The organism is Martinezella lusitana (assembly GCF_900094565.1).
GTDB classification, from domain to species: Bacteria; Pseudomonadota; Alphaproteobacteria; order Rhizobiales; family Rhizobiaceae; genus Rhizobium; species Rhizobium lusitanum.
Map to the genome: position 1 here is coordinate 1 of NZ_FMAF01000059.1, position 16,392 is coordinate 16,392.

The 16,392-nt window shown below is 59.0% G+C and carries 19 protein-coding genes and 1 pseudogene; 13 read left to right on the plus strand and 7 right to left on the minus strand.

Features of this window, described 5'->3' with window-relative positions:
• The first annotated feature begins 310 nt into the window (after positions 1–310).
• The 3 genes from GA0061101_RS37725 (at position 311) to GA0061101_RS37735 (ending at position 2,119) form a co-directional block, all read left to right on the plus strand.
• Positions 311–751, plus strand: coding sequence for a SyrB-like regulator (locus tag GA0061101_RS37725; protein WP_037191301.1), 441 nt, complete (start codon positions 311–313; stop codon positions 749–751).
• Between the two features lie 142 nt (positions 752–893).
• The gene (locus GA0061101_RS37730; protein ID WP_141694187.1) at positions 894–1,502 is read left to right on the plus strand and encodes a hypothetical protein; all 609 of its coding nucleotides are present in this window, start codon (positions 894–896) and stop codon (positions 1,500–1,502) included.
• Between the two features lie 32 nt (positions 1,503–1,534).
• Positions 1,535–2,119 carry a hypothetical protein gene (locus tag GA0061101_RS37735; protein WP_092577678.1) on the plus strand — a complete coding sequence of 195 codons (585 nt, stop codon included), beginning with the start codon at positions 1,535–1,537 and terminating at the stop codon, positions 2,117–2,119.
• 276 nt (positions 2,120–2,395) lie between these two features.
• On the opposite strand, the gene GA0061101_RS37740 is transcribed toward GA0061101_RS37735, so the two are convergent.
• Positions 2,396–3,157 carry a YoaK family protein gene (locus tag GA0061101_RS37740; protein ID WP_052212016.1) on the minus strand — a complete coding sequence of 254 codons (762 nt, stop codon included), beginning with the start codon at positions 3,155–3,157 and terminating at the stop codon, positions 2,396–2,398.
• Positions 3,158–3,553: 396 nt separating this feature from the next.
• On the opposite strand from GA0061101_RS37740, the gene GA0061101_RS37745 reads away from it, so the two are divergent.
• From GA0061101_RS37745 to GA0061101_RS37775, 7 genes are read left to right on the plus strand one after another with little or no spacing between them, the layout of a single operon-like run.
• The gene (locus tag GA0061101_RS37745) at positions 3,554–3,850 is read left to right on the plus strand and encodes a helix-turn-helix domain-containing protein (RefSeq protein WP_037191292.1); all 297 of its coding nucleotides are present in this window, start codon (positions 3,554–3,556) and stop codon (positions 3,848–3,850) included.
• The gene (hyfB, locus tag GA0061101_RS37750) at positions 3,847–5,868 is read left to right on the plus strand and encodes a hydrogenase 4 subunit B (RefSeq protein WP_092577680.1); all 2,022 of its coding nucleotides are present in this window, start codon (positions 3,847–3,849) and stop codon (positions 5,866–5,868) included. The genes GA0061101_RS37745 and hyfB overlap by 4 nt, the downstream gene beginning before the upstream one ends.
• On the plus strand, positions 5,859–6,815 hold the full coding sequence (locus GA0061101_RS37755; RefSeq protein WP_092577682.1) for a respiratory chain complex I subunit 1 family protein: 957 nt from the start codon (positions 5,859–5,861) through the stop codon (positions 6,813–6,815). Before hyfB ends, GA0061101_RS37755 begins: the two co-directional genes overlap by 10 nt.
• Positions 6,815–7,480, plus strand: a complete 666-nt coding sequence (locus GA0061101_RS37760; RefSeq protein ID WP_047555566.1) for a hydrogenase-4 component E — start codon at positions 6,815–6,817, stop codon at positions 7,478–7,480. The genes GA0061101_RS37755 and GA0061101_RS37760 overlap by 1 nt, the downstream gene beginning before the upstream one ends.
• A complete protein-coding gene (locus tag GA0061101_RS37765) occupies positions 7,477–8,940 on the plus strand; it encodes a hydrogenase 4 subunit F (protein ID WP_092577685.1) in 1,464 nt (487 codons plus the stop codon). The genes GA0061101_RS37760 and GA0061101_RS37765 overlap by 4 nt, the downstream gene beginning before the upstream one ends.
• 12 nt (positions 8,941–8,952) lie before the next feature.
• A complete protein-coding gene (locus GA0061101_RS37770; RefSeq protein ID WP_092577687.1) occupies positions 8,953–10,470 on the plus strand; it encodes a hydrogenase large subunit in 1,518 nt (505 codons plus the stop codon).
• 12 nt (positions 10,471–10,482) lie between these two features.
• Positions 10,483–11,016, plus strand: coding sequence for an NADH-quinone oxidoreductase subunit B family protein (locus GA0061101_RS37775; protein WP_092577689.1), 534 nt, complete (start codon positions 10,483–10,485; stop codon positions 11,014–11,016).
• A gap of 189 nt (positions 11,017–11,205) precedes the next feature.
• Here GA0061101_RS37775 and GA0061101_RS37780 read toward each other — a convergent pair whose 3' ends face one another.
• Positions 11,206–11,532: a hypothetical protein gene (locus GA0061101_RS37780; protein ID WP_037191274.1), complete on the minus strand. Its 327-nt coding sequence runs from the start codon at positions 11,530–11,532 to the stop codon at positions 11,206–11,208.
• 319 nt (positions 11,533–11,851) lie between these two features.
• On the opposite strand from GA0061101_RS37780, the gene GA0061101_RS39770 reads away from it, so the two are divergent.
• Entirely contained in the window at positions 11,852–11,998 is a 147-nt protein-coding gene (locus tag GA0061101_RS39770; protein WP_162740589.1) for a hypothetical protein, read from the plus strand.
• On the opposite strand, the gene GA0061101_RS37790 is transcribed toward GA0061101_RS39770, so the two are convergent.
• Positions 11,995–12,186: a hypothetical protein gene (locus GA0061101_RS37790; RefSeq protein WP_037191273.1), complete on the minus strand. Its 192-nt coding sequence runs from the start codon at positions 12,184–12,186 to the stop codon at positions 11,995–11,997. The two genes, GA0061101_RS39770 and GA0061101_RS37790, sit on opposite strands and share 4 nt — an antisense overlap.
• A 344-nt stretch (positions 12,187–12,530) precedes the next feature.
• Here GA0061101_RS37790 and GA0061101_RS39205 point away from each other — a divergent pair.
• A pseudogene (locus GA0061101_RS39205) lies at positions 12,531–12,689 on the plus strand (ornithine cyclodeaminase); the annotation flags it as partial.
• 23 nt (positions 12,690–12,712) lie between these two features.
• Here GA0061101_RS39205 and GA0061101_RS37800 read toward each other — a convergent pair.
• Together GA0061101_RS37800 and GA0061101_RS37805 are read right to left on the minus strand one after the other, a co-directional pair.
• The gene (locus GA0061101_RS37800) at positions 12,713–13,696 is read right to left on the minus strand and encodes an NAD(P)H-quinone oxidoreductase (RefSeq protein WP_092577697.1); all 984 of its coding nucleotides are present in this window, start codon (positions 13,694–13,696) and stop codon (positions 12,713–12,715) included.
• An 11-nt stretch (positions 13,697–13,707) separates the two neighbouring features.
• On the minus strand, positions 13,708–14,244 hold the full coding sequence (locus GA0061101_RS37805) for a hypothetical protein (RefSeq protein WP_092577700.1): 537 nt from the start codon (positions 14,242–14,244) through the stop codon (positions 13,708–13,710).
• 116 nt (positions 14,245–14,360) lie between these two features.
• On the opposite strand from GA0061101_RS37805, the gene GA0061101_RS37810 reads away from it, so the two are divergent.
• Positions 14,361–15,275: a LysR family transcriptional regulator gene (locus GA0061101_RS37810; RefSeq protein ID WP_092577703.1), complete on the plus strand. Its 915-nt coding sequence runs from the start codon at positions 14,361–14,363 to the stop codon at positions 15,273–15,275.
• Positions 15,276–15,385: 110 nt separating this feature from the next.
• Here the strand turns inward: GA0061101_RS37810 and GA0061101_RS37815 are convergent, their stop codons facing one another.
• Both GA0061101_RS37815 and GA0061101_RS37820 read right to left on the minus strand, forming a co-directional pair.
• Complete coding sequence (locus tag GA0061101_RS37815; protein ID WP_092577706.1) at positions 15,386–15,640, minus strand: type 2 periplasmic-binding domain-containing protein; 255 nt, start codon at positions 15,638–15,640, stop codon at positions 15,386–15,388.
• A 405-nt stretch (positions 15,641–16,045) separates the two neighbouring features.
• The coding region (locus tag GA0061101_RS37820) for an IS5/IS1182 family transposase (protein WP_047554423.1) at positions 16,046–16,392 on the minus strand (347 nt) is incomplete at its 5' end.

The following is a 16,392-nucleotide window of genomic DNA, read 5'->3' on the forward strand; positions in this document are numbered from 1 at the left end:
GGCTCTTCGTTCTCAAACAGAAGGAAGGGTGTATTTCCATCGGCGCGATCATCTGGGTGGTTCTCATCGTAAGAGATCGAATGCCGACCCGGCGCGAACAGCACCTTTTGCCGAATGTCGTGCATGGCGCGCCAGTCGTCCGGTGTCATAACGGCCCTCAATTCGTATGACATCGATCGTGCATCTCCTTCTTATATTTCTCAGAATATGGTGGTGCTTTGTTTCAAAAGGGCGCGCTATCTATGGCGTTCATGTTGACTCCCTATTGCGCTCAGCCCAAAAGAATTTTTGGCTACAGAAGGAGATAGTGATGGCTGACGAGAATAGCATGGCGCCTGTTACGGAGGCTGCGGATACGGTTGCGATAGTAGAAGCGGCGGCTGAGAAGAAGCAGCGCGCACCGCGGCGTCAAAAGGCAGCCGTCGAGGCGACGGTAGCAGCATCGACTGCGGAGGCTGTTAAGTCGGCGAAGGGTCGCAAGAAGCGTGACGAACAAGCCGGTGAACCGAAGCTGACGCCCGTCGAAACGCCAGTCGCCAAGCAGCGCAAGACAAGGGGCCCCAACAAGGCGGCTACAAAAATCGGGACGGCAAAGCAAACCCGGCAAGCGGCTGGCACGTCTGCTCCGGCAATCGACGAGATCGCGGATCTCATTCAGCTCGAAGAAGAGAATAAGAGGCTTCGCAAGACCCTGGCAGATAAGCTGCGCGCGGAAAATGCCGACCTGCGCAAGCGGCTCGGGCTCGCTTGATCACCCGGAACAGTAGAGCGGTTGCGGGATCGACCGTGGCCGCTACTGTCTCATTAGAAAAGAAATTCCGGGGCTCGCGTCGCTGTTCCGGATCTAAAGCTGCGGCAACGTCGTGGTGCGGTCTGCTCGAGGTTGAAGCGCTATGAAATCACCATGGAAATTTCTTGTTCAATTGACATCGCGGGCACGACCGGCGGAAACGCCAGCGGCTTCGATTGAGCATGATGCTAAAGCCGCGGCAATCGAAAGCGAAGCGCAACGGACGTCGGTGCTTCCGTCGAGCTCAACGGAAGCACCCGATGGGCCTCACCACCATGAGGCCCCAGCTATTGGTCCCGTGGCGACAACGACATCAATCGAAACTGGACGCGATCTCGATGCTACGCCGGCAGCCTCGCCGCCAGTCGATATTGACGAGGGCCAGGCAGAGACGCCAGCTGAGGCCAACCAGTCGAGTGCCGAAGCGCCTGCATTGGTACGGCAAAATGCGACAAGCAAAAAATCTCCACGAGCACCGCAGGCGAAGCGGGCGGCACGCGCCGGGAGAACCCGCATCGATAGGGATGCCGAGCGCACTGATCCTGCGAATGAGGATCAAACTGCACAATCCCAGTCGCCGCCGCCAACCTTCCTCGATGAAGTGGGGAGCTTGGACGACGAAGTCAGGCAGCTGAGACGTCAATTGGCACACAAGCTGCATTTGCAGAATATTCAGCTCAAGAAGATGCTTGAGCGCTTCGACATCTCGTGAGCGAGCCTCACCTTCTCAAGGATTGGACACATATGAAGACACAGCAACGAACCTTCGTTGTCGAATTCAAATCGGCGCGCCGACGGTCATCGATGCGGCAAGACTCCATTTGGAGCGGCACCGATCTCAAGACCCTTGCGCGTGAGGCAGAAGCTGAAGCGCCGCATCTGTTCGACCTCAACACGGTGGCAACGACTGCGAGCCAAGATGGCGTGATGCCAGCGGAGTCAGAACCGGCAGTTCATCTCGACAACAAGATCGAGACCGTCGAGGACGAACAGATTTCGGCGTCACTGACCGAGGCGGAGCAAAGCTCTCCATCGCAGCAAGGCAATACTCCAACGTTCAGCGCGGTTCCAGACGTGAAAGAAGGCCGCCCCGGACGAGCATCTCCAGGAGTGTCGCGGCGCCGGCGCCAAGCGAGTGTGGTTCATCATGCCCAGAATGCGAAAAACGCGGTCACCGAGCGACTAACCACTGCTCAAGGTGAAAAGTCTTCCGATGAGTTGGTCGTGCTTGATGAGGAGAATCGACGGCTGAAGGGATTGCTGGCAAACCATCTTCGTCAACAGAACAAGCAACTGCGAGAGATGCTTGCGCGACTTGTCGGCATCTGAGGCATCTGAGGCATCTTGTGGATCGATCGCCCGGTTTGCAATGCTCCGTCACCATGGGATTTGGGACAAAGGCCTGTAAATTGGCGTGAAAAGAGTTGGCTACTTCCGTGGACCGTTTCAAGGCGCAGTGCGATCAGCTCGGATGCGTTGTGCGCAAACGGTCGCGCCATGGCAGCTGTTCGTTTTAACCGGAAAGATCCCACGCCATTCGCCGATCGCACCGACTGGACGAATAGCCGCAAAAAAGCGAACCCCGCAACAGAGCGTCCATTCCGCTTAGGCCTTTCCGCCGGCATTCTTGCCTACGCCTTTGTTTCGAGCAGTCAGCATCGCTCGCGCGCGCCAAATTGCTTCCAACGCAATCACCATCAACACCACCGCCGCGAGAATGAGAAGATAGCCGCCGACGGCGCGATAAACGATGACACCCAGGACGCCGCCGATCAAAAAGGCGGCGATCGTGTAAAAATGCAAACGGAGCTTGATCAGATTGTGGCGCGCCTCCGCCAGCGACTCGCGGCCGCACAAAATATCGAAGGCAATGCCGAGTTCGATTCCAAGGTCGGTGGCCATACCGGACACATGCGTGGTGCGCACTCGAGCATCGGAGATGCGGGTGACAACGGCATTCTGTAGGCCCATCAGGAAAGCCAGTCCGAGAATGAGAACTGGCACACGCCACTCCGTCAGCAACCAAAGATCGGCGCAGCCGAGAATGGCAAGCAACAACGCTTCAGTCAGAATGCTATAGGCGTAAATGGCATGGACGTTGCGCCGCCGCCCTTCGTTGACAATCAGCGTCGACACTGCCGCGCCAAACACGAACGCCACCACGATCCCGCCATAGAACAGCGCAGACAGCCATTGGCCCACGGCGAGATGATCGGAGAGCGTGGAGACGTTGCCTGTCATGTTGGCAGAGAAGAAGCCTACAGCATAGAAGGCTGATGCGTTCAATGCGCCGGCGATCGCGGCAAGCGAAGCCGCCAAGCCACGGTCGATCTTTTCATTGCGGTGAGAACCCTGTCTTACGAGCATGTGCTGTGAGCTATTGGTGAGATGACATTAGGATTGGTGGGAAGGCTGGGCTGAAGGTACTTTAGGGCTTCTTCTTATCTTGGGGGAATATCTCATTGTTCGACTAGGCGCCTTCGGTTCTCCTGCCGGGGTTCGTGGGCATGCCAGCTCGCCATCCAGAGCGGTCACCGCTGACTATACATATCGGCGCTCGCCTGCCATGGCCGGCTCCCTTTGGTACCTGAAACAAGATCAACTTACTCCGAGGCATCGTGTCGTAACAAGCAGCTGTTCATGTCAAAAAGATGCTGACGCATCAGAATATTGATTCCAGACATCAATAGGCATATTGTAGACATCAATTATCAGAGCCTGCGCAAGTTAACCCGATGGTGAATCGTGATTACTGCCGCTCAGATGCGGGCCGCCCGGGCCCTTCTCGGTATCGACCAGCGCGCGCTGGCCGAACTAGCGGGAATTTCGGTTCCGACAATCCAGCGAATGGAGGCGAGTGCCGATGTGGTGCGCGGCAATGTCGACACCCTGATGCGTCTTTTGGCCGCGCTAGATGCTGCAGGCATCGAGGTGATCAACCAGGGGGCCGCTAGCACCGATGGCGGGCGCGGGGTCAGGCTCAAGTCGAATGTCCAGCCTTCAGAGAGTGGGACGGCGGAACCATCCGCGACCTTACCTTCAGCGAGGACGCCGCCATGACCCCGCTTGCCGGCTTGGTCGCATGCGTGGCCGCATTGCTTGGGACGGCGATTTTGGCGGTACTGAACGCCCGTTCGGGCCGATCCACGCCGGTCGTCTACGGCGCAAGCCTGGTTTTTTCCGGCGTTGCCTTGGTAACCGCGCTTGCATCTCTTGCCGCTGGTCTTCCTTCCACAGGCGCGTCGGCGCTTGTCCTTCCTGTTGGCCTGCCGTGGTTGGGAAGCCATTTCCGGCTCGACCCGCTCGCCGCCTTTTTCCTGACGGTTATCAATCTTGGCGGTGTCCTTTCGTCTCTCTACGCGCTTGGCTACGGCCGTCACGAACACGCACCACATCGGGTTCTGCCGTTCTTTCCGGCATTCCTCGGCGGTATGAACCTGGTGATCCTGGCGGACGATGCCTTCACCTTCCTGATTTCCTGGGAGTTCATGTCGCTTGCTTCCTGGGCACTCGTGATGGCCCACCATCACGACGCCAGCAACCGAAAGGCCGGCTATATCTATATCGTCATGGCAAGTTTTGGCACGTTGGCTTTGTTTATCGCATTCGGCCTGCTTGCCGGTCCTGCTGGCGATTACGGCTTTGCGGCTATCCGGATATCAGAACATCCACCGCTGACAGCCGGTCTTGTGCTTGTCTTGCTACTGCTCGGCGCTGGGTCCAAGGCTGGTCTCGCACCGCTGCATGTCTGGTTGCCGTTGGCGCATCCGGCTGCCCCAAGTCACGTCTCCGCCTTGATGAGCGGTGTCATGACCAAGGTCGCGGTTTACGCCTTCATCCGCGTGGTCTTCGACCTGCTCGGCATGCAGGTATGGTGGTCTGGCATCATCATCCTGATCGTCGGCAGCGGCACCGCGGTTCTCGGCATATTGCAGGCGCTGATGGAGAGCGATCTCAAACGGCTCCTCGCCTACAGTACTATCGAAAATATCGGCCTTATCTTCGTCAGCCTCGGACTGGCACTTGCCTTCAAGGCGAACGGCATGGGGCTGGCGGCGGCGCTGGCAATGACGGCCGCGCTGTTTCATGTCCTCAACCATTCCTTCTTCAAGAGCCTGCTCTTCTTCGGCGCCGGCGCGGTGCTGACGGCGACAGGCGAGCGGGACATGGACAAGCTCGGCGGCCTCATCCATCGCATGCCTGTCACCAGCATCGTCTTCCTTGTCGGCAGCGTCGCGATCTCGGCCCTACCGCCGTTTAACGGCTTCGTCTCCGAGTGGCTGGCATTCCAGGCTATCCTGCAAAGCCCTGATTTGCCGCAATGGGGCTTGAAGATACTGGTGCCGGCCGTCGGCGGTTTACTCGCCTTGTCGGCGGCACTGGCGGCCGCCTGTTTCGTCAAGGCATTCGGCGTGACTTTCCTCGGTCGTCCTCGTACCATCGCAGCCGGACAAGCGCTGGAAGTCGACCGCCTCTCCCTCGCGGCAATGTCTATACTCGCGGCGCTGTGCCTTCTCGCCGGCATCCTGCCGGGAATCGTCATCGACGGGCTTGCGCCCGTAACGCTGTCGGTGATCGGGGACCGGATGCCGGTGCAGACGGATATTGCATGGCTGTCCATCGTGCCGATTGCCGAAAGCCGCAGTTCCTACAATGGCCTTCTGGTCTTCCTGTTCACCCTGTTCTCAGCGTCGCTGACGGCCTATCTCATCCGCCGCTTTGCGTCACGGGCGCTGCGCCGGGCACCCGCCTGGGATTGCGGCTTTCCGGAGACGAGCCCGGCGACGCAATATACGGCGGGCAGTTTCGCCCAGCCCATCCGACGCGTTTTTGGAACGCTGGTTTTCCGCGTCCGAGAGAGCGTCGACATGCCCGCGCCCGGGGATCTCAGGCCAGCGCGTTTTGCCGTCGAGGCACATGATTTGATCTGGGAATGGCTCTATCTTCCGATCGCCGGCGCCGTCGGCTTTGCCGCCGAAAAGCTCAACTACCTGCAGTTTCTCACGATCCGGCGCTATCTGAGCCTGGTTTTCCTGGCGCTCGTCTTCCTGCTGTTGGTGCTGGCGCTATGGTCGTAATCTCGGCTCTCCTTGTTCAGTCCTTGCAGATGGCAGTCGTCGTGCTGCTCGCGCCGCTGCTGACCGGCTTCATTCGTCTGATCAAGGCGCGATTGCTGCGCCGGCGAGGGCCTTCCATGATCCAGCCCTACCGGGACATCTTGCGGCTTTTGCGCAAGGAAGTGGTGCTGGCTGAAAGTGCATCATGGCTGTTCAGGGTGACGCCCTATCTGATCTTCGCCATAACCTGGGTCGCGGCGGCGATCATTCCGACCTTCGCCACTGGCCTGATCTTCAGCTGGACGGCGGATCTGATTGCCATTACCGCGCTGCTCGGCAGTACGCGCTTCTTTCTGGCGCTTGCCGGTATGGACGTTGGTACCAGTTTCGGTGGTATCGGGTCGAGTAGAGAGGCAATGATCGCAACGCTCGCGGAACCGTCGATGCTGCTGGTCATCTTCACGCTTGCCCTGATCGCGGGCTCGACCCAGCTTTCGACCATCGCCGCCTTCATGACCTCTCCGCAGGTAGGACTGCGCGTTTCGCTGGCAATCGCCTTGATCGCCCTTATCATGGTCGCGGTCGCGGAAAATGGCCGTATCCCCATTGACAACCCCGCAACTCATCTGGAGTTGACGATGGTGCATGAAGCGATGGTGCTCGAATATTCCGGGCGGCATCTCGCGATGATTGAACTTGCGGCATCCCTCAAGCTCCTGCTCTACATTTCCCTGATCGCCTGCATCTTCGTTCCGTGGAAACTCGCCGCACTGGGGGAAGGGCCGTCGGCCTATCTGGTGGGTATGCTCGCCTATCTCATCAAGCTCGCGGCGGGCGGCGCCCTCCTTGCTCTGTTCGAGACCGCGACCGCCAAGATGCGGGTCTTCCGGGTGCCCGAATTCCTGGGCGCGGCCCTTATGCTCGGTCTGCTCGCCACTCTACTGCGGTTCGTCTCGAGGAGCTTGTGATGAGCGGGCCGGTCTTGGATATAGCCCATATGCTCGCCGGCGGTCTCGTGCTGGTCAGCATGATGATGCTCTATCAAGACCGCCTCTATGCATTGCTCAACGTGTTCGCGCTGCACTCACTGATATTGACCCTGTCGGTGGCCTGGCAAGCTTTCGTCCAGGACGCCCCACATCTTTATGTCACAGCGGCGATCGCACTGCTCTTCAAGGCCATCGTCATTCCCGTGGTGCTGCATCGCATGATCCGCCAGCTCGGCATCCATCGCGAGATCGAGACCGTCGTCGGTATTGGCCTCACAATGCTCGCTGGCATCGGTCTCGTCGCTCTCGCGACCGCGGTGATGTTGCGGGTGACGCCACAGGCGGATCCTCTGGCGCGCGAGGATCTCGCCTTCGCATTGTCGGTCCTGCTGCTCGGCCTGTTGATCATGGTCACGCGCCGTAACGCCGTCAGCCAGGTTGTCGGATTCATGTCGCTCGAGAACGGACTGGTGCTTGCCGCGACCGGCGCCAAGGGTATGCCGTTGGTCGTTGAGATCAGCGTCGCCTTCTCGATCCTGATCGCCTTCATCGTTATCGGTGTTTTTCTGTTTCGTATCCGCGAGAGGTTCGACACGGTCGACGTTCGGGCGCTCGATGATTTCAAAGGGAGGAGACGGAAATGAGCGTGTTCTCCTCTGTATTGAACTCGGATGCGGTGACAGCCGTTCTTGTGATACCGATCGTGGCCGCCGCCCTCCTAGCGCTTTTGCCTGGCTATCGAATGCCGGCACGGCTGAACGTGTTCGCAAGCCTGCTGACCTTCCTCGCCGCTCTGTCCCTGTTCGTCACCGGGCAGCCGGCACCCGGGCAATATCTGCTCGTCGACGATCTCAATATCGCCTTCATCGTCCTCAATGCCTTCGTGGGCTTCACCACCAGCATATTCAGCGCCAGCTACATCGCCCATGAATTGGAGATCGGCCGGCTGACCCCTGCAAACCTCCGTTTCTACCACGCCATGTATCAGATCATGATGTTCGGCATGAATCTCGCATTTGTGTCCAACAACATTGGTCTGATGTGGGTCGCAGTCGAGCTCGCGACGCTCACCACCGTGCTGATGGTCGGCCTCTACCGCACCCACGAGGCGCTCGAAGCCGCCTGGAAATACTTCATTCTGGGAAGCGTCGGCATAGCCTTTGCGCTCTTTGGCACCATCCTCGTCTATCTGGCGGCGCAGCCGGTCGTCGGCGAAGGTTACGATGCCATGGTTTGGACCATCCTGATCGAGCACGCCGCCGCCTTCGATCCGGCGCTTCTGAACGTCGCTTTCGTCTTCCTGTTGCTTGGCTATGGCACCAAGGTCGGACTTGCGCCGCTGCATGCCTGGCTACCGGACGCGCATGCCGAGGGACCGACGCCGATCTCGGCAGTTCTGTCCGGGCTGCTTCTGAATGTTGCGCTCTACGCGGTCTTGCGTTTCAAGATGCTGCTGTCGGCCAATCCCGACGCACTTGCTCCTGGACCGCTGATGATGACAATGGGGCTAGTCTCGCTGATTTTCGCAGCTTTCATGCTCTATCGCCGCCGCGACATCAAGCGCCTGTTCGCCTATTCCTCGATCGAGCACATGGGCATCATCGTCTTTGCCTTCGGCCTGGGCGGCCCCATCGCCAATTTCGCCGGACTATTGCATATGGTCATGCACTCGCTGACCAAATCGGCGATTTTCTTCGCGGTCGGTCACATCGCCCAGATAAAAGGAACGCAAAGACTTTCTGCCATTCGCGGCTTGACCGAAACACATCCGGGGCTTGGCTGGGGCTTGGTCACCGGTGTCGTCGCCATCGCCGGCCTGCCACCGGCAGGAATCTTCATGAGCGAGTTCCTGATCGTCAGCTCGGCTTTTGCGAAGCAGCCGCTGCTCGCCATTCCGCTCGTCTTTGGATTGCTGATCGCTTTCGGCGCGCTGCTGCTACGACTGACAGGGGCCGCCTTCGGACAGCCGCGCGGCAGCGTGATGCCAGCAGACGCTTCCTATATACCGATGTATGCCCATCTCGCGCTGGTGCTCATCGCTGGCGTCTATCTACCGTCGCCGCTGGTCGCCTGGTTCCAGCATATTGCCAACCTTCTTCGATGATGGGGAGGGAAGATGTCGACGCTCAACGATATGATCAAGAAGGGGCGCCTCGTACCTCATCACGCACCCCGGCCGCGCGCGATCGTTGATCCGATTGTATGGACATCGGCGGCTCAAGCGTTGTCCGAGGGGCATCTGATCCTGCTTGGTCTGTGGGGCGAGGGGAATGCGGTTCACATGGCTCTGCTCGATGAACTGGCCGGCATGATCGGCGTTCTCAGTCTGGAAGGGCTGGAGGGCGGAGGGTATCCTTCCGTCGCGCGATTGCATCCACCGGCGCTCCGGCCGGAGCGGGCGCTTCGTGATTTGACCGGGCTCGAACCGTGGGATCTGCCGGACAACCGGTCGTGGCTCGATCACAACCGCTGGGATTTGCGCTATCCTCTCGGAAAGCGGGGCGTTTCATTTGAGGAGACCACGCCCTACACCTTTCTGCGTACCGAGGGCGAAAGCCTGCATCAGATCCCCGTCGGCCCGGTGCATGCCGGCATCATCGAGCCGGGGCATTTCCGCTTCACGGCTAACGGCGAAACGGTGGTGCGGCTCGAAGAGCGGCTGGGCTATACCCATAAAGGCATCGAGGCGTTGATGGCCGGCGCGGACTTGATCCGCGGAGCGCAACTGGCCGGGCGAACATCCGGTGACAGCACTGTTGCTTATTCCTATGCTTTTTCGCAGGCCGTGGAGGCCGCACTAAGGCTCGTCGTTCCGCCCCGGGCGGTTTGGCTGCGCGCGCTGATGGCCGAACTGGAACGGCTCGCCAACCACCTCGGCGATATCGGCGCCATCTGCAACGACGCCGCCTTTTCGTTGATGCTGGCCCATTGCGGCGTATTGCGTGAGCACGTGTTGCGTGCCGCCAATACCGCTTTGGGTCATCGCCTGATGCGCGACCGTATCATACCCGGCGGCGTCACCACCGATCTGAATAGTGACGGGGCAGCCGGCGTGCGAAGCCTGCTTGCCGAAATCCGCCGCCGATTTCCAGCCCTGGTAGAACTCTACGACAACACCGCCTCGCTGCAGGACCGCACGGTCGGCACAGGTAAGCTGCGCATCGATCTGGCGCGCGAATATGGAGCTGGCGGTTATATCGGGCGGGCGTCTGGGCGCGGTTTCGACGCTCGGAAGGTCTTGCGCTATCCGCCCTATGACAGCCTGGTCTTCGACGTTCCGGTGCTCAACGACGGTGATGTCAACGCCCGCGTCTGGATCCGCATTCGCGAGGTCGAACAGAGCCTACTACTCATCGAAGGTATCCTTGACGGCCTTCCGGAGGGTCCGGTCCTCGATGTGATTTCTCCGGTCAACGAAAGTCGGGAAGGTCTGGCGCTCGTTGAGGGCTTTCGCGGTGACGTGTTGGTCTGGCTGCGTCTCACACCGGAGGGCATGATCGAACGCTGCCATCTGCGCGACCCGTCCTGGTTTCAGTGGCCGCTGCTCGAAGCGGCAATCGAAGGCAATATCGTCGCCGACTTTCCGCTCTGCAACAAGTCGTTCAACTGTTCCTATTCTGGCCACGATCTCTGAAGGCAAGGATCCATGCGAAAGCTGCTCTTCGAAAACCTGATCCACCTGCCGCTGACGGAACCGGCGCCAAGTCCCTCCGATGCGGCGATGGAGGAGCTCGCCACGTCTGTTGACGAAGCCGCTCGCCAGCGCCTCGGGCGCAGTTTGTCGATCCGCGCCGTCGATGCGGGATCCTGTAACGGTTGCGAGTTGGAGATGCATGCGCTGAGCAACCCTTTCTACGATATTGAGCGTTTCGGCATTCATTTTGTCGCCTCGCCGCGCCATGCCGACGTGCTGCTCGTAACCGGCCCGGTAACCAAGAACATGCGCGAGGCTCTGGAGCGGACATACAACGCCATGCCGGCCCCGAAATGGGTGATCGCGCTCGGCGACTGCGCCCGCGACGGCGGGTGTTTTGCCGGCAGCTATGCCATTATCGGCGGGGTTTCGAAGGTCGTACCTGTCGATCTCCATATTCCGGGCTGCCCGCCGTCGCCGACGGACATTCTCCGCGGTCTTCTTGCTTTACTGGAACATGTGAGCACGGGAGGCCGCGCTTCTTGACGGCGAGCTTCAATGGAACCAAGATCGCTTCTCGCTCTGTGGCGAAGTCGCAGCGAAGTCTTCGCTCGAAAACTTCGGCGACAGCCATGCCATCAGCGGAACCGCTGGCCTCCGGGTCAAATGGCAGAGTCGGCTAGGGCACGAGCGATCCTTACGCACACTGCCCGGCCAGCATCCGCGGGGTAGGAATCAGGCGACCAGCATGGGATCTTGCAGGCTCTGGGCGCCAGCAAATTCGGCGCTCTCCAGGGTCGCATCCATCAGTTCCTTCACGTAGGCGAGAGCAGATTTTGAGTCGTCTGCGCTGAGATGAACGTCGTTGCATTTGGCACGCATCGCTTTGCGGATCGATGAGAGCGCATGTTTGGCGGCAATCTTATCACCCTCCTTTAACAACAGTCGGAGAGATGTCGCAGCAAGGACTTCAAGAACCGTTATTCGGCCTTCTATAGCTCCCATAGATGGAATGGCATGTGAGGCTCCCCCACCTTCACTATCACGCTTCGCATTGTACATTCCGCATTCCTTTTCAAAGGCTTTGGTAGCGCCTGTCCGGTCAAGCTCGCACGCGACGATCACCGATCCGAAAGACTCGAAGCGAAACGATGGCACGCAGCAAATTTCGGGTATCCCGGGTGTCCATCGAAAGGACCGTTGCAACAACTCCGGATCAGCCGATAAGTTCCATAGTAAGGCGTGGTGCCGGATGAGGATCGCGGGGTTCACGGTTCAATACTCTCGAGACCATCAATATAGCCGATTTTTTGTTCGGCACAGCGGCTATCCAGTCTCTTTCAATTGGACCTCTCTCGGCTCAGAGGCCGGCAAGCCCGATATGAGCACGGTTTGCGTCCAGCAGGATACACTCTCCGGCGCGACCGCCGATGACCTGGTGCGGCGGGCTACGCCTGTCGTTTCCATCATCGAGAGGCTGCTCTGGTTCTTCCTTCGGCCATGCCTGCCCGGGATAGTAGTCGTTTAATGAATGCGAGCAGGCTTAGCCGCGAGCTCGATCACGTATTCCTCCGCCGCATCCGCGAGTGCTAGCGCAACCGCCGCCTGGCTGAATCCTTTGGAGTGAAGTTGCTCAATCAGGTTGCGCATGGCCGCCTCGACGAGCTTACGGCAGTCAGCCTTTCGAGCCTCACGGCGGAGTTCTAATTCGCTCATAGTTATGTGCCCCTCGGTAGAGAAGGTAGCATGACACCGCTCCAAAATTAGAAAATACGGCAAATGACTAGGGTCCTGTAGGAAAACGGCGATGGCAAACGCTCTCTACACGCGATTGCAGGCCACGGCGAAGCGCCAGATTGAGATTTTGGCCAAAGCGGCACGTAAAAAGCATCGAGGAACAACCCCGTCGAGAGGCGCTTAAGCTTTGAAATAGTGTTATTTTTACGAACTAACGGGGGATGGCCGACGCCGGTCATCCCCCCGCGGATGATCTGATCTTGCTATTAATTTCAAATCCTTGTCGAGCCTTTCAGCGGGGTGAGCGTTCCGAGCCAGTTTACAGCGTCGGATCTGCTACCGAGGATTTTTCCGCCCTCCGTTATGTCCGGCAAAAGCTCAGCGGGTTACCGCTTTACGAGAGGCTTGATCTGGTTGCTGATCCCGATGAGCCCCGCGCCCTCTTCGGAATGCTGCTCCGAGCAGGGTTGCAGGCCGCCTAAACCGGCTTCCGAGCCGACCACCATTACTGGAAATCACATAGAACGATCTTCCCAAACAGCCCGCCGGCTTCCATTCGGCGGTGGGCCTCGGCGGCTTCCTTGAGGGGGTAGACGGCGCCAATAACCGGCTTGAGCTCACGTCCCATCATCGGCAGCACCTGCTCCGTGAAGCGCCGGACCATTGCTCTCTTTTCCGTCCTCGACCTTGACTTCATGACCGTTCCGATTAACCGCAGATGGTTGTGAAGCACGAGATCAAGCGGAATGATGGCGTTGTCGTCGCGTCCCAGAAGGCCAACCTGGACGAGCCGTCCGCCGGGCGCCAGGCTGCGAATGTTGCGCGCGAGATAGGATCCGCCGACGAAGTCGATGATCAGATCGACCCCATGCGACGCCGTAGCATCGACGACCTCCGCCTCGAAGTCCGAACGCCGATAATCAAAGACGGCTTCGGCACCCAGCGAGAGCACATTCTCGATGTTCCCTGCCGAAGCGGTCGCCAGCACATGTGCTCCGGCCGCTTTTCCGAGCTGAACCGCAGCCGATCCGATGCCTCCGGCGGCAGCATGGACAAGGGCGGTTTCTCCTTTAGCAACCTGGCCGAGATGGGCGAGCGCTTCCCAGCCGGTGACGAAACTCTCCATGACCGCCGCCGCCTCGATGAAAGACATGCCATCCGGAATGATCGCTGCCATTTCGCTATCGAGACGGGCGTACTGAGCATAAGCACCACCGCCAACGATGCCCATGACACGGTCCCCAATCGCAAAACCGATGACCGCGGAGCCGGTCGCCACGACTTCGCCGGCGATTTCGAGGCCGAGGATCGGGCTGTCCCCGTAAGTTTGCGTGCCATAGACGCCTTCGCGCTGAAGAAGATCAGCGCGATTGACGCCTGCCGCCATGACCTTGACGAGAATATCGTCGGGGCGGATCTCAGGAAGCGGAGCTTCAGCGAGGTGCAGGACATCCGCGCTGCCGAAATCGGCGAACTTGATCGCTTTCATCAGAGCTATCCTCACTTGGAGAGTGCGCGGCGAGCGATGCTTGCCGCAAAGAGCGGTGTCTCGCGGCTGTTGTGATCGCCACCTGCGGCCTGCCGGGCAGCGGCGGCATCCTCGAACCTGGTGCCATGCTCTTCGAGAAATGCCATGAAGACATCAGTTGGATGCGCAGTGACCCGGTTCGTGTAGCGGGTCCTGTTTTCGTCGATCTTTTCGGCGATCAGTTCCCAGACGACATTGACCTTGGTGCGACCGCTGGACGTGAACACGTCGGAGATTGAGTTCATGCGGCAATAGGCGGCCTCTGCAACTTCGGCAACATAGTGTTGGACAACGAGACCGGAGCCGATCTGCTCGACATTGATTGACATCCGACGACCGTCGTCGGTCCACGTGACGCCGGCAGCGATGTGATCCGGTGGGCAGCAGCGCAGGTATTCGGCTTCAGGCAGGTTGAAGAGCCAGTCGGCGATATCGATCTTTTCAAACGGGACGTCTACCTCCGCCGAATATGCTGACTGCGAGAGAATTGTATCGAGGACCTTGACCATCATAGTATTCCTTCTGTTTGTTGGGCGACTGCCCGTTGACGAGAAGGAATGTGCGCCTGATGCCTGCTGATGATAACGAACTAATTGATCGAAACGGTTTTGCGTCGTAGGCAAAGATGAAGGATCCACGGTTTGCCGAACATCTCGCGGTCTATGTCGATGTCGTCCGCGCGGGAAGCTTCTCCGCGGCGTCACGGCGTCGTGCCGTAACCCCATCCGCCGTCGTCCGACAGATCGATGCGCTCGAACAGGACCTTGGCGTTCCGCTTCTGGTCCGCTCGACGCGTGCCCTGTCGCTGACGGACGCGGGTCGCCATCTCTTCGATAGGGCCCAGCGGCTGCTGGATGACCTGGCTGACACCCATGCGGAAGTCGCAGCCTTCGACAGTGCGGTCAGCGGTACCCTTCGCATCGCTTGCTTCCCGACATTCGGAAAACGCTACGTCATCCCCGTTCTTGCATCTCTTGCGCAGCAGCACCCGAGCTTGCATGTCGAATTGGATCTCACCGAACGGCTGGCCGACCCCGTCGCCGAACGGCTCGACCTCGTGGTCAGGATGGGTGACCTGGCGGACAGCTCCTTGATCGCCACGAAGCTCGCCCCGCTTGACCGCGTTCTCGTGGCAAGCCGTGTCTATGTCGAGCAGTACGGCGAGCCGAAAGACGAAGAGGCGCTCCGTCATCATCGCCTTCTCGACAAGCTTCATGGCAACGATCTGCTCGGCTGGTCCGATGTTCTCGGATGCCCGGCCGGTGAGGCATGCAAACAGGTCTCTTTCCGCTCCGATGATTTTGAAGCGTTGAACAGCGCCGCGATCTCAGGCATGGGCGTGGCCTTCCTGCCAAGCTGGGTTTCGGGCGCCTCCATCCAGGCGGGCGATCTGCTGCGCCTAAAGCTTGACGGGGAGCGATGGAACGAGCGATCGTCCGGCATCTACCTACTGCGCGCCCTGCAGGTGCCACCCGCCAAGGTCAGGGCGTTTACAGAAGCGCTCAGGGCACATATCGGCACGCCGCCGCGCTGGAGTTGAGGCGCGGTATCAACGACAGTGATTATATCAACGGCTTAAGCCACCTGCTGTTCAATAAATGCCAAGTTCTCCGTAAGATCCCATCAAGAGCAGAGATCTCCGTTTCGCGGTCAGAACGCATGGATTCCCATCACCGCTAGGCCTCCGCAAAACTCTTGTCCCATGGTGTGGGCGAGGGAAAGACCTCGCCGAGGAACGATACCAGCGTCTTGACGTTCCGATTGCCGCCGACTTTCCGGCCAGTATGCGGTCATGTTGCTGCGGTCGATGAAGAATGCCTTCAAGACGGGCACCAGCGCGCGGCGATGCAGATAGGGAGCTGCGACATAGACCGTGCAGGCAGTAATCGCCTCGATCGAATTCACCTAAAAATCCTTCTCTGCGAGCCCAAACAGATCACCAGGCCAGTAAAACGCGACGACCTGCCGATCACCATGGTTCAGCATATGGCTCGCCACCAGAACCCGCCGGACAAGAGATACAGAAACCTCGCTGGCTCTCCTTGGGTGACGACATGTGATCCCTTCGTTTCAAAGGTAATGACGTCCGCAAGGCGCGCGAGCTCGGATTGATCGGATGACGATAGAACGATGTGGTCGGGCTCTACTCCATGTTCACCTGGCCAGGGATTTGGTGCAAGCGATGTTTGATCAGGATCAATGCATCTCCAAAGCTGGCACCTCTATTAGGGGGCAGATTTCACGGAATTGATTGCTTTCGGAGTGTTTGAATCGATGGTTATTCACGTTGCTGTTTTGAAAGAGAAAGCTTTAGGTGACCGACTCATAAGATCGGAGCCAAATTCGAATTGAGGCTAGCTGGACGGATGCGAGGAAGTTGTCGTCGCGTTTGTCGTATCGGGTTGCGACTGCTCTGAAGTGTTTGAGTTTGTTGAAGAACCGCTCGACCGCGTTGCGCTGTTTGTAGAGCCATGGGCTGAAGACGGGAATATTGACCCTGTTTGGCATAGGGCGAATACATCCCCATGCGCCACGGGTTTTGAGGTTTTGGCGCAACGCGTCGCTGTCGTAGGCACGATCAGCCAGAAGGATATTTCCGGCCCGAACAGTCTCGAACATATCGGCAGCCGAACGTCCATCATGCGCTTGGCCTGGCG

Bases quoted from the DNA above. Each gene is read 5' to 3' on its own strand.
- GA0061101_RS37740 (WP_052212016.1), bottom strand. From the start codon at position 3,157: ATGCTCGTAAGACAGGGTTCTCACCGCAATGAAAAGATCGACCGTGGC.
- GA0061101_RS37730 (WP_141694187.1), top strand. From the start codon at position 894: ATGAAATCACCATGGAAATTTCTTGTTCAATTGACATCGCGGGCACGA.
- GA0061101_RS37775 (WP_092577689.1), top strand. From the start codon at position 10,483: ATGCGAAAGCTGCTCTTCGAAAACCTGATCCACCTGCCGCTGACGGAA.
- GA0061101_RS37725 (WP_037191301.1), top strand. From the start codon at position 311: ATGGCTGACGAGAATAGCATGGCGCCTGTTACGGAGGCTGCGGATACG.
- GA0061101_RS37760 (WP_047555566.1), top strand. From the start codon at position 6,815: ATGAGCGGGCCGGTCTTGGATATAGCCCATATGCTCGCCGGCGGTCTC.
- GA0061101_RS39770 (WP_162740589.1), top strand. From the start codon at position 11,852: ATGAGCACGGTTTGCGTCCAGCAGGATACACTCTCCGGCGCGACCGCC.
- GA0061101_RS37770 (WP_092577687.1), top strand. From the start codon at position 8,953: ATGTCGACGCTCAACGATATGATCAAGAAGGGGCGCCTCGTACCTCAT.
- GA0061101_RS37745 (WP_037191292.1), top strand. From the start codon at position 3,554: ATGCGGGCCGCCCGGGCCCTTCTCGGTATCGACCAGCGCGCGCTGGCC.
- GA0061101_RS37810 (WP_092577703.1), top strand. From the start codon at position 14,361: ATGAAGGATCCACGGTTTGCCGAACATCTCGCGGTCTATGTCGATGTC.
- GA0061101_RS37800 (WP_092577697.1), bottom strand. From the start codon at position 13,696: ATGAAAGCGATCAAGTTCGCCGATTTCGGCAGCGCGGATGTCCTGCAC.
- GA0061101_RS37755 (WP_092577682.1), top strand. From the start codon at position 5,859: ATGGTCGTAATCTCGGCTCTCCTTGTTCAGTCCTTGCAGATGGCAGTC.
- GA0061101_RS37790 (WP_037191273.1), bottom strand. From the start codon at position 12,186: ATGAGCGAATTAGAACTCCGCCGTGAGGCTCGAAAGGCTGACTGCCGT.
- GA0061101_RS37765 (WP_092577685.1), top strand. From the start codon at position 7,477: ATGAGCGTGTTCTCCTCTGTATTGAACTCGGATGCGGTGACAGCCGTT.
- GA0061101_RS37735 (WP_092577678.1), top strand. From the start codon at position 1,535: ATGAAGACACAGCAACGAACCTTCGTTGTCGAATTCAAATCGGCGCGC.
- GA0061101_RS37780 (WP_037191274.1), bottom strand. From the start codon at position 11,532: ATGTACAATGCGAAGCGTGATAGTGAAGGTGGGGGAGCCTCACATGCC.
- GA0061101_RS37805 (WP_092577700.1), bottom strand. From the start codon at position 14,244: ATGGTCAAGGTCCTCGATACAATTCTCTCGCAGTCAGCATATTCGGCG.
- hyfB (WP_092577680.1), top strand. From the start codon at position 3,847: ATGACCCCGCTTGCCGGCTTGGTCGCATGCGTGGCCGCATTGCTTGGG.